Annotated in this window: 5 protein-coding genes; 2 read left to right on the plus strand and 3 right to left on the minus strand. The window is 55.0% G+C overall.

Annotated elements, in window-relative coordinates; translation table 11 throughout:
• Window positions 1–197: 197 nt before the first annotated feature.
• On the minus strand, window positions 198–1,103 hold the full coding sequence (locus tag HNQ38_RS10315; protein WP_183720307.1) for a hypothetical protein: 906 nt from the start codon (window positions 1,101–1,103) through the stop codon (window positions 198–200).
• Window positions 1,104–1,384: 281 nt separating this feature from the next.
• Between HNQ38_RS10315 and HNQ38_RS10320 the strand changes: the two genes are divergently transcribed.
• Window positions 1,385–4,936 (plus strand): FAD-binding and (Fe-S)-binding domain-containing protein, encoded by a 3,552-nt coding sequence (locus HNQ38_RS10320; protein ID WP_183720310.1) that lies wholly within the window; start codon window positions 1,385–1,387, stop codon window positions 4,934–4,936.
• Between the two features lie 1,637 nt (window positions 4,937–6,573).
• Here the strand turns inward: HNQ38_RS10320 and gad are convergent.
• Both gad and HNQ38_RS10330 read right to left on the minus strand, forming a co-directional pair.
• On the minus strand, window positions 6,574–7,980 hold the full coding sequence (gad, locus tag HNQ38_RS10325; RefSeq protein ID WP_183720313.1) for a glutamate decarboxylase: 1,407 nt from the start codon (window positions 7,978–7,980) through the stop codon (window positions 6,574–6,576).
• Window positions 7,981–7,983: 3 nt separating this feature from the next.
• Entirely contained in the window at window positions 7,984–9,468 is a 1,485-nt protein-coding gene (locus tag HNQ38_RS10330) for an amino acid permease (protein WP_183720316.1), read from the minus strand.
• 457 nt (window positions 9,469–9,925) lie between these two features.
• On the opposite strand from HNQ38_RS10330, the gene gadC reads away from it, so the two are divergent.
• Complete coding sequence (gene gadC, locus HNQ38_RS10335; protein WP_183720319.1) at window positions 9,926–11,431, plus strand: glutamine/gamma-aminobutyrate antiporter GadC; 1,506 nt, start codon at window positions 9,926–9,928, stop codon at window positions 11,429–11,431.
• Window positions 11,432–11,593 lie beyond the last annotated feature (162 nt).

Here is an 11,593-nt window from a genome sequence, read left to right on the forward strand (position 1 = left end):
GAAGCACCAAGGTCTGCACAAAAATCCGCTGGCGTTTTTTTATGGCCAGCGGTTCTTTTACTTGGCGCTGGCAACACGCAACAGGTCGGCCCCGTGCGGTTGCCACAAGCGTCCTTCAGCCCATTCCGGCGTCAAACTTTCGCTCCAAACAGCAGGGAAAAGCATCACACGAAAACCCTGCCTGGCGCGGGGCTATTTCAGTCCGTGGTTTCGGGCAGAGCCTTCTGGTCGTCGCGGGCTGAGCACTCTATTCGTGGCAGTGGCGTGAAGTAGTTGGTACCCCAGGTGAGCGCCAGAACAAAAACTGCGGCGAAAAGGCCTATAACCGGGCTCCATAATGGCGCTGCGGAAAGAGATAACCGCATGAGCAGGGTGCCTATAACAAACCCGGAGTTGCGGAATACAGCGTGAAAGGCGGGCATGTAGCGTTGCGCTATAAGCACCAGGGTGATGTCTGAAAAAATCAAAATGGTGTACAGAGTTTCAAAAAAGCTCTGGTCGTTGCCTGTGGTGACAAAAGAAATAACATCCCGCACGGCGACGCAAAGGAAAATGATGAAGAGCAGCAGGGCCAGCAGCTTTTTGCTCATGACATAACGCATACGCAGATCTGGAGAGGAGATGAAATGCATGTGCCGGCGGGCAATGCGCTTGTACAGCCCAAGGCATAGGTATACCAGCAGGGCGCCCGCGCCCGAGACGGCGATATAGAGCACGGGCAGCATATCGCTGGCCACGCTGACGGGCTCCGGCAAATGGCTCAATTCCTTGAAGGCGTTGCGAAGCAGAATAAGGGTAAGAATTTCAAATTGCTTGCCCATTGATTGCGAAAGGGAGCTGGGTATGACGAGGATGAGCCCCATAACCTCAAGCACCAATATGAGCGTAAAAGCTAGATGGATAGCGTAAAAATGGCTGGTGGGCGTGACGGAAGACAACCAGGGGGGCAAAATTCCCTGTCTGTTCAGCTCAATACCCAGAAGGGCCAGCAAATAGACCCAGAGGATGAAAAAAGCCACACGCCGTTGGGTGACAGCGCGTTCCCAACTGTGTTGCAACCAATCAAATGCATCAGTAATGGGCTGCAATTTTTCAATAAACATATTTTGAAACACCCCTCTGAGCGAAATATTCGTTGTCTTGTTGTGTGCTGAAAAAGCATAGCCACACGCGGATAAATGTCAAAGACAGCTTTGCGGCAGGCCTGTGACAGAAGAGACAATTTTTTGGCGGCAGTTGCGGTTGCACATATATGCCCCCGTTATTCGGGTTTTTGCCCACTACTTGCCTTCCGCGCGCATTGAACGTAGAAAAAGGGCTTCCCCCAAAACCATCTGTCTGTCATGTTAATAGATTGCCACAGTGCCTACGAGGTTAGAACGCCATGCCCCATAAGGGTCCGCATATTTCCATTTCTCCCGACTATGTGGTGAACCGCATTCTGCGCATTAATATTGATGATTTTGCCGAATGGCCCGAATCCGTGCGCAACCTTGCCATCGCCATAGCCGAAGAGCTTTTTCTGGTGGCTTACAATCCCTTCATTGACGCCGATACCGTGCGCGGCAGCGTGCGCGCGAGCTTTGAAAAAGAAGCCGTTTCTCTGGCGCATTATTATGCCACGGCCATTGGCGAGGGCATTACCATGTTCTGGTCGGCCCACCAGGCCGAAATGGAGTTCAGGGAAAAGCTTATCGACGCTCTGGGCGACATCCTGCCTGCGGAATGTATTTTGACCAATCCCGGCGCACTGGTGGAATCTGCCACCGACGCGACGGACTTGCGCATGGAGCTGCCCCTGCTTGTGGTTGAACCCGACACCACAGAGCAGGTGGCCGAGCTGGTGAAGCTGGCCAATGACATGAAGTTCGCCCTTATTCCGCGTGGCGGCGGATCGGGCATGACAGGCGGCGCCGTGCCCGCGCGCAAGCGTACCCTTATCGTGAGCCTCACTCGCCTTACGCGCGTGGGGGACATTGATTTGAAGGATATGACAGTAACCTGTCAGGCCGGGGCCATTACCCAGACTGTCATAAACGCCGTTGACGCTGCTGGCGCTCTTTTTTCCGTTGACCCGGCCTCCAAGCAGGCTTCGTCCATTGGCGGGAATATTTCAGAAAATGCCGGCGGCCCAATGGCCTTTGAATACGGCACCACGCTGGACAACCTGCTGTGGTGGCGCATGGTGACGCCCACTGGTGAAATCATCACCATCGAACGCGAAAATCATCCGCGCCACAAGATTCTTGCCACAGAAACTGCGGTCTTTGTGGTCAAGGACGTGAGCGGCGGCGTGCGCAACGTGGTACACCTGCGTGGCGATGAAATCCGCCTGCCGGGCCTTGGCAAGGACGTGACCAACAAGGCTCTGGGCGGGCTGCCCGGCATGCAGAAAGAAGGCGTGGACGGCATTATCACCGAAGCCTGCTTTATTCTGCATCCCAAGCCCAAGCACAAGCGCATTATGGTGCTGGAATTTTTTGGCCGGTCAATGCACCCGGCTGCCATAGTGGTGCGCGAACTGGTGGCCCTGCGTAACCGTATTCGCGAAGAAGGCGACTACGCCCACCTTTCGGCCATGGAAGAATTCAACGCCAAGTACGTTCAGGCCATCGAATACAAGCGCAAGTCTGAAAAATACGAAGGTTCGCCCATTTCGGTCATTATCCTTCAGGTGGACGGCGACGATCCCTATCTGCTGGACACCTGCGTGGGCGATATCGTCAGCGTGGTGGAGCAACAGGAGAACGTTGATATTATTGTGGCCGCCGACGACAAGGAAGGCGAGCGCTTCTGGGAAGACCGCCACAAGCTTTCGGCCATAGCCAAGCGCACCTCCGGCTTCAAGCTTAACGAAGACGTTGTTATTCCTATGGAGCGCATACCGGATTTCGCGCTCTTTCTTGAGCAGGTCAACCTGGAATGCACTGCTGCGGCCTACCGTCATGCCCTTCAGGAAGTGGGGCGGCTGCCCGGTTATCCGATGGAAGACAAGGACTTCAACCGGGAATTTTCACAGGCTTCCAAGGCCGCTTCGGGCGACATTTCCGCCGCCGACCTGTCTGATATGGAAATGGCCGACCGTGCTGATACCTTTCTTGAAGCCCTGAAAGAAAAATATCCGCACCTCGCCAAGAAGATCATCAAGATTCACGAGTATATGAACGCCAGCCGCATTGTTGTAGCCAGCCACATGCACGCTGGTGACGGCAACTGCCATGTGAACATTCCCGTGAATTCCAACGATGCCCAGATGCTGGAAGAAGCCGAAGAAGTGGCAGCCCGCGTTATGGCTGAATGCCAGGAAATGGGCGGTGAAGTCTCGGGCGAGCACGGCATCGGCATCACCAAGATAGCCTTTTTCAGCAAAGAAAAAATGGACGCCCTGCGGGCCTTCAAGGAACGCGTGGACCCCCGCGACGTTATGAATCCCGCCAAGCTGGTCTACCGCGACCTGCCCGTGCGTCCCTTTACCTTCTCCTTCAACCGCCTTATCCGCGACATTCGCGAAAGCGGCTTGCCGGACAAGGACAAGCTTATCCACCTGCTCACATCCATTCAGGTGTGCACGCGCTGCGGCAAGTGCAAGCAGGTCTGCTCCATGTGCTATCCTGAACGCTCCATGCAGTACCACCCGCGCAACAAGAATATGGTGCTGGGTATGCTGCTGGAGGCGGTGTATTATTCGCAGGTCAACAAGGGCCGCATTGATGAACGTCTGCTCAAGTGGATGCGTGATGTGGTGGAGCACTGCACGGCCTGTGGGCGCTGCATGGCCAACTGCCCGGTGAAGATTCCTTCCGGCGAAGTGGCCCTGACCCTTCGTGCCCTGCTGGAGCATGAAGGCGCTGGCGGGCATCCCATCAAAGGGCGCGCGCTGGACTGGCTTGGGCATGATATTGCCAACCGTGTGCCCAAGGCCGCCAAGATGGCCTCTCTGGGCCAGAAGATGCAAAACAAGTTTCTTGGCTTTGTGCCCGAAGTGTGGAAGCGCCGCATGCAAAGCCCGCTTTTTTCGGGGCGCGGGCCCAAGATGGGCTATACCAACCTCTATGAAGCCCTCAAGCTGCACAGGGGGGCGGTTTTTGCGCCTGAAGAGCCAACACCCGGCATGCCACTGGTTTTGTACTTCCCGGGCTGCGGCGGCGCGCTTTTCTATGACCGCATTGGTGTTTCTTCCATAATGCTGCTGCTCAAGGCTGGTTTTGCCGTGGCTGTGCCGCCCAGGCATATGTGCTGCGGGTTCCCCCTGCTGGCAGCGGGGATGGACACTGCCTTTGAAGACAATATGGCCCAAAATCGCCAATACATGGCTTCAATGCTGCGTAACCTGGCCAAGCAGGGCTTTGACTGCAAGTATCTGGTGACAGCCTGCGGTTCCTGCCGCGACGGGCTGGAGCGTATGAACTTGCAGGCCCAATTCCCGGATCTGCTGATGCGCGACGTGGCGCAGCTTACGCTGCCGCTGCTTTCTCGCGATGACCTGAGCGCACCCCTGCCCGAAGGCTCCAAGGTGCTCTATCACGGGGCTTGCCACTGTGAGTGGGCCGACGTGCACAAGGTCAAGGGGCAGCAACAGGTGGTGCGCACCCTGGCTGATTTCACCGGAGCCAAGGTCGCGCTGAATCCCGGTTGCTGCGGTGAGTCCGGCATGGGAGCGATGACTTCGCCCCAGATTTACAACCTGTTGCGCTCGCGCAAGCAAAAGAGGCTTGGTGATGCTATGGGCGAAAATTATGAAGGCCCGGTAGTTGTGGGCTGCCCGTCGTGCAAGATCGGCATTGCCCGCTGCCTCATCAATATGCACGACAAGCACCCCGTGCTGCATGTGGCGGAATGGCTGGCCGGGCTTGTGGATGGCGAGGACCGCCGCCAGAGTTTCCGTAAGAAAGTCAATGAAACCAAGGGTGATGTGCGGGTTATCAACCTGAAGTAGGTGTTCTGCAAGGCGCATTGCGGTTTTGTGGCAAGCGTCAAGGATTGAATATACAAGTGCCGTCTCTGTTATGCAGGGGCGGCATTTGGCGTTTGAGGTGTGTACGTTGCGGCAGCGGGGAAATGGGGATTGGAGCTTTGAGAGTATGGTGTTGTGGCCTGTGGGTATGTGTCGATCTGACAAGCGAGGAGGAAAGAAAAATTGTTTCTTGTACCCTGCGGGTACGGAGGCTTTCTCGCTTATGTTGTTTTGGCCGCCTCGGCAGTGTCGTCACGAGATGAATTTTCTTGTTATTTCAAGGAGAACTAGCCTTTTATGTAAGGAGTGTACTCTGGTAGTACTCGACTGAAAGAAAAGGAGAAGTTCGACGCAGAAATAATAGGAAAGGCGCTCGTAACGACACTGCCTACGCGGCACGCGGCAGAAGGGGCCTGTTAGGGGCTGCCGCCCCTCCGAGGCCCCCCTCTGCACTCCCCCCGGACGACCCCGCTGGGCTTTCGTATATCTCCACTTCCCCCAATAAGCCTTCACGGGCCTTCCAAATTCCATCATTTCGCGAGGGCTGCGCGGTTTTCGCTTCGGGAGCTTCCCTCCCTTCGGTCGGGTGATCTCCCTGCGCGCCACGCAATGCCATCGCTGAGTTTCGTTGTGTGTGGGCAGGGGGCGTCTGATGAGCGGGGTGTGGGCTGGCCGAAAATTTGGAGTTTGTCTTTTGACTGATGTGTGTAGTGCCCTGCGGGCACGGTGCCTTCCCGTTTATGTTATTGGGTCGCCTACGCGGCGGGCGGCAGAAGGGGCCTGTTAGGGGCTGCCGCCCCTCCGAGGCCCCCTCTGCACTCCCCCCGGACGACCCCGCTGGGTTTTCGTATATCTCCACTCCCACGGGATAGCCTTCACGGGCTTTCCATATTTCGCCATTGTGCGAGGGCTGCGCGGCTTTTGCTTCGGGAGCTTCCTCGCTTCGCTCGGTGATCTCCCTGCGCGCCGCGCAATGCCACTGGGCGCTTATGCATTGGGTGTCAGCTTTGGTGAATCTGAGTGCTAAGACTCGTCTGGCGAGCTGTAAAGAAATCTATTCCCACCGTAATCCCAATGCTTTCAAGGCGGCAGGTGCCACTCCATAATCAATTTGATCGAGGTTTTGCAGTTTCTCAAGCAAAGCGCAGGCCATTGCCGGGGGCGGCGTCATAAAGAACCGAAGCCGACACGTCGGCGAGGTTCGTGCGTAGCCGCCCCCGAAAAAGATATTTGGTGGTCGGGGTAGAACAGGGGGTGCTTCGGGGGGGATGCAAGGGGGGCCGAGAAGGGGGCGAAGCCCCATAACCGGCCCCACCTTGCCGCGCGCCGCGCAGGCGGCAGAACTAAAAAGAGGAAAAGCCGACGTACCCGCAGGGCACAAATAGCTTTATAACAGCGACTCCATTCTTCTATTGCGGCCGCAGCTATCCCACTTTGCTGCGCGCCGCGCAGGCGGCAGAACTAAAAAGAAGAAAAACCGCCGTACCCGTATGGTACAAACGGTTTCGTAAAAGCGATGCCATTCTTCTATGCGCACTAAGCGCACCCCTCAATTTGCGGGGAAGACCCTTTCTCAAGTTTCAAAAGGGTCTCCCCCGCTGGCAGGAGCAGTTTAGTGTTTACTTTTTGCAGTGGCGGCCAGCGTGGCTGTTGCTGCCAGCTTCAGACTCTGTGAGCGGCTTGCTTACAGGGTGCGAATCAAAGTGGGCCATAGCCCTCTTGATATCGTCAATGAGCAGGCTGCCCAGGTCGCGGCTGAAACCGTGGCGTACCAGTACGCGCATGACGACGAGGTCTTCGCGGTGTGCGGGCATCGAGTAGGCAGGGACCTGCCATCCGCGTGAACGCAGGCGGTCAGAGAGGTCGTACAGTGAGTAGTTGACCTTGGCCTTGGGTTTGAAGGCCCAGCACAGGGCAGGGATGCCGCCGCGTCCGTTGTACAGCACCTCAAAGGGGCCGAGCTTGCCGATGGCGTCGCCAAGGTAGCGGGCCGTGTCATAGCAGTTCTGGTGAATACGGCGATAACCTTCCTTGCCGAGGCGCAGGAAGTTGTAATACTGAGCGATAATCTGCCCGCCGGGGCGTGAGAAGTTGAGAGCGAAGGTGGGCATGTTGCCACCGAGGTAGTTCACATTGAAAATGAGGTCTTCGGGAAGATCAGCTTTTTCGCGCCATACAACCCAGCCAACGCCCAACGGTGCGAGGCCGAACTTGTGGCCGGAAGAGTTGATGGATTTGACCCGGGGCAGGCGGAAGTCCCAGAGCAGGTCAGGCTCAATGAAGGGCGCCAAAAAGCCGCCGCTGGCTCCGTCCACATGGATGGGAATGTCCCAGCCTTTGCTTTTCTGCAACTTGTCCAGAGCCTTGCTTACTTCTTCCACAGGCTCGTACTGGCCCGTGAAGGTCACGCCCAGGGTGGGCACAACGCCGATGGTGTTTTCGTCGCAGCGCTTGATGACTTCGTCTGCGGTCATTATCAAACGGTCTTTTTCCATCGGAATTTCACGCAGTTCCACGTCCCAGTAGCGGGCGAACTTTTCCCAGCAAACCTGTACGGGGCCGCAAACCATATTGGGCTTGTCGTACGGCTTGCCTGCGGCCTTACGCATGTTGACCCAACGGCGCTTCATGCCAAGCCCGCCAAGCATGGCCGCTTCGCTGGAACCAGTGGTAGAGCAGCCAAGGGTTCCCTTGGGATCGGGGGAGTTCCACAAATCGGCCAACATGTGCACGCAGCGTGTTTCTGTTTCGGCTGTTTGCGGATATTCGTCCTTGTCGATCATGTTTTTATCAACGCATTCGGCCATGATCTGGTTGATTTCAGGGTCTACCCAGGTCTGGCAGAACGTGGCCAGGTTCTGGCGCGAATTCCCGTCCAGCATCAGTTCGTCATGAATGGCCTGATAAACGTCGCGGGGGCGGCTTTCATTTTTGGGCATCTCGTAGCGCGGCATGGCATCGGCCATATCTGACGCGGCGTAGGTGTCGTCAAGCACGGTATTACGCAGGGTATTCTTTGCAGTCATGCTCTACTCTCCATTGTTGCCGTTGATTGAATCACTGTTTTCTGCTTCCACAGCCAGCCTCCATTGAGGCTTTTTGAATGCTTGAATAAGCAGCGGGATAGCCAGAAACGTGCATAATCCGCCTGCCACCAACCCCACATAAAGGGCTGGTTTGCCTATGGGCAGGTTGTGCGGAGGGAAAAATCCCACAATAAAGGCGAAGGCCACTCCCAGTAAGCCCACGCCGCCAATAAAAAACATGCCTGTGAGCCCGCCCGGCACGCGATAAGGCCGTGGCAGGTCTGGCATGGTGATGCGCAACCGTATGGCCGCACTGAACATAAGCAGATACATGGCCAGGTAAATGCTGGCCGTGAGCGTTGTAAGAATGAAAAAGGCCACGCTGACGTTTTCAACCAGAAAGTATATGGAGCTCAAAATCAGAACGATGACGGCCTGTATGGCCAGCAAGGCTACGGGAGCCCCGGCCTTGTTTTCCTTGCCCAGCAGGGGAGGAGCCTCGCCCTCGCGTGCCGTTTGCAGCATGCCTTTGCTTGGGCCGGATACCCAGGCCATAACGTTGCCCACACCGCCAAAGGTTATGAGCAGCGCCACCACGGGCACCATAAAATCCAGATCAAACTTGTGCAGAATAAGCGAAAAAGCCTGCATGAGACCCGCGGTAAGGCTCATTTCCTGCGGCGACAGCACAGCGGCAACTGCCAATGAGCCCAGCATGTAGATAATAAAGGCGATGGCTGCTGCCAGCAGCATGGCAATGGGAAAATCCCTCTCTGGCCTTTTCATGGCAGTGGCCTGAACGCTTTGTACTTCTACGCCAGCGAACATCAACACAATTCCGGCAAGAAAAGTTACGCTGCCAAGTCCGGTCAGGTGAGGAAGAAATCGCGGATGCACATGTTCGTGCACAACGTGCCCGCCCACCTGAACGCTTTGCTCCAGAAAGGCCACGGGGTTGCCAAGGTCAACCCAAAGCAGGCCAAGAATAATGATGAAAAGGCTGGGAACAAGCGTGCCGACAAATACGCTGTATTTCGTCAGCGTGTTTACGGCCTCCGTACCGCTGAGGGCCACTGCGGTGGCGCATGCATATATTCCTATGCTGACCATGCCTGTATACAGGCCGCTTTGGGCCAGATGCGGATCGCCCAGGCAATAGGCCAGCGAAGCTGCAGAAAAGCCAAGAATGGTGGGATACCATGCAAGGGTTTGCACCCACTGCATCCAGATGGCCACAAATCCCCAACGCGGGCCAAAGGCCGCTTTAACCCATGTATATACACCACCTTTTTGTGAGGCGAAGGCACTGCCAAGTTCTGCCGAAACCATAGCTGCGGGTAACAGAAAGATGAATGTGGCGAACAGAATATAGAAAATCAGCGATAGCCCTTCGGCTGCCATCATTGGCAGCGCATTGAGGCTGACCACAGTGCCCACTGTCATGAGGGCCATGGTCGAAATTGCTACGGTTTTTCGCTGTGCAGGCATGCCGTGCTCCCGGAAAGAGGTTCGGTCTAGGCAGGCTGGGAGTTTGATCTGGATGGGCTTGACGCAAGTTAAGAGGAATTGTTCCAATTAACTAAAGCTAAGCATATTCCTGTGTCTTTGACAATATGTTTATCTATCGAGTATATGTAATGGATAATAGAAGTGATTTGTATAAAATTTTTACAGATCACTTCTATTTTTTTGCGTGAGTATTGGATTTTATTGTTGTGTTGCCTGGGGTTATTGAGAGAATAATTTTCGAGCACAATTAACAATATAGACTATAAAACAATTAAAATATTAAAATCTATTGACGCAATAAAGGTTTTTACCTACCTTTTCCTTAACTGGGAGCCATTATTGATTGAAATAATGGCCCGCCGCTTTCACCCTTCGGATCCAGCCTATTTTTCTCGTCTGAATGAATATCCCACACCACAATACAAGGAGCGCCACTATGGGAGAAGTAAAAGAGCAGGCGACCGGCTCTAAAATGTCTATCGCGACAATAGTGGTAATGAACATCACTGCTGTCGTGAGCTTGCGGTTCCTTCCTTCCGAAGCGGAATACGGCCTTGGGGCAATTTTTTATTATGCCTTTGCCGCTGTTGTTTTTCTTATTCCTATGGCCTTGGTAGCTGCGGAGCTTGCCACTACCTATCCTGAAAAGGGCGGTGTCTTCCGCTGGGTGAGCGAGGCTTTCGGCCCTCGCTGGGGTTTTTTGGCAATGGCGATGCTGTGGATTGAGGTCATACCGTATTTTCCCACAGTGCTGACCTTTGGCGCTGTTTCCATCGCCTTTGTGGATCCGCACATAGGCATGGCTGAAAGTATAGCGGCCAATAAATGGTACATTACGGGCTTTGTGCTCATTGTGTACTGGATGTCGGTATTCATCGCCCTGCGCGGGGTCGGCATTTTCGCCAGAGTTTCAAAGTGGTGCGGTATTGTAGGCACCATTATTCCTGCGGCAGTGGTGGTTATTCTGGGCTTTGCCTATCTGTTCTTCAGCGGCAAGCCACCGTTGATCGAGCTGAGTTGGGGCGCGCTGATGCCTGACTTTACCAACTTCAGCAACGTGGTGTTGGCTGCCAGTATCTTCCTGGCTTACGCGGGCATGGAAATGAACGCCGTACACGTCAAGGACATGGACAATCCCACCAAAAAATATCCCATCGCCATCAGCATCGCGTCTCTTGGCACAGTAGCCATTTTTCTTCTGAGCACACTTGGTATTGCCTTTATTGTGCCCAAGCAGGACATCAACCTTACCCAAAGCTTGCTGCTGGCGTATGACCTGCTGTTCAGGTGGATCAATGCAGAATGGCTGGGTTCCGTGCTGGCCGTCATGTTGGCCTTCGGCGTGCTGGGCGGTGTTGTTACCTGGATAGCCGGCCCCAACACGGGTATGCTGGCCGTTGCCAAGGCAGGATACTTGCCGCGCTGGTTCCAGAAGACAAACAGATTCGGCATGGGCAGCCGCCTCATGCTTGTGCAGGCCGTCGTCGTAACCATTCTGTCCATCACCTTCGTGGTCATGCCCTCGGTACAGGCGGCATTCCAGATATTGTCGCAGCTCACCGTTATTCTTTACCTTGTCATGTACCTGCTCATGTTTGCCAGCGGCATACGTTTGCGTGTGACGCAGCCCGCCCGTCCCCGTCCCTATCGGGTGCCCGGCATGTACCTGTGGGCCACTTTGGGCTTCCTTGGTTCTCTGCTGGCTTTTACACTCAGCTTTGTGCCTCCGGGGCAGATATCTGTGGGCAGCCCGGAAAGCTATGTGATGTATCTGGTGGTGCTGGTGGCTATTTTTATAGCTATTCCGCTGATTATTTTCGCATTGCGCAAGCCTGAGTGGCGTGACCCTTCCTCGGACTTCGAACCTTTCACCTGGGAAAAGGAACAGGCGCAAAACCAGGCTGGCGCGCAGAGCTCCGCTTCTGCTCCTACCCAGCCGTAGCCAGTGTTGTTACAAACGCCTTTGCAGTGGTTTTTACCACGGGATTCGTCTTTTTTCCGGTTGCACGCCATAACTATACGCAATCATCATAAAAGACTTGTTCCACCTGATATGACAAGGAAATTCGTCTTGTGACGATATTGCCTGACGATATACTGAATA

The sequence above is a fragment of the Desulfovibrio intestinalis genome (genome assembly GCF_014202345.1).
GTDB classification, from domain to species: Bacteria; Desulfobacterota; Desulfovibrionia; order Desulfovibrionales; family Desulfovibrionaceae; genus Desulfovibrio; species Desulfovibrio intestinalis.

What these genes read in the sequence shown, in the direction of transcription:
- HNQ38_RS10315 (WP_183720307.1), bottom strand. Translation starts at nt 1,103, where the DNA reads ATGTTTATTGAAAAATTGCAGCCCATTACTGATGCATTTGATTGGTTG.
- HNQ38_RS10320 (WP_183720310.1), top strand. Translation starts at nt 1,385, where the DNA reads ATGCCCCATAAGGGTCCGCATATTTCCATTTCTCCCGACTATGTGGTG.
- gad (WP_183720313.1), bottom strand. Translation starts at nt 7,980, where the DNA reads ATGACTGCAAAGAATACCCTGCGTAATACCGTGCTTGACGACACCTAC.
- HNQ38_RS10330 (WP_183720316.1), bottom strand. Translation starts at nt 9,468, where the DNA reads ATGCCTGCACAGCGAAAAACCGTAGCAATTTCGACCATGGCCCTCATG.
- gadC (WP_183720319.1), top strand. Translation starts at nt 9,926, where the DNA reads ATGGGAGAAGTAAAAGAGCAGGCGACCGGCTCTAAAATGTCTATCGCG.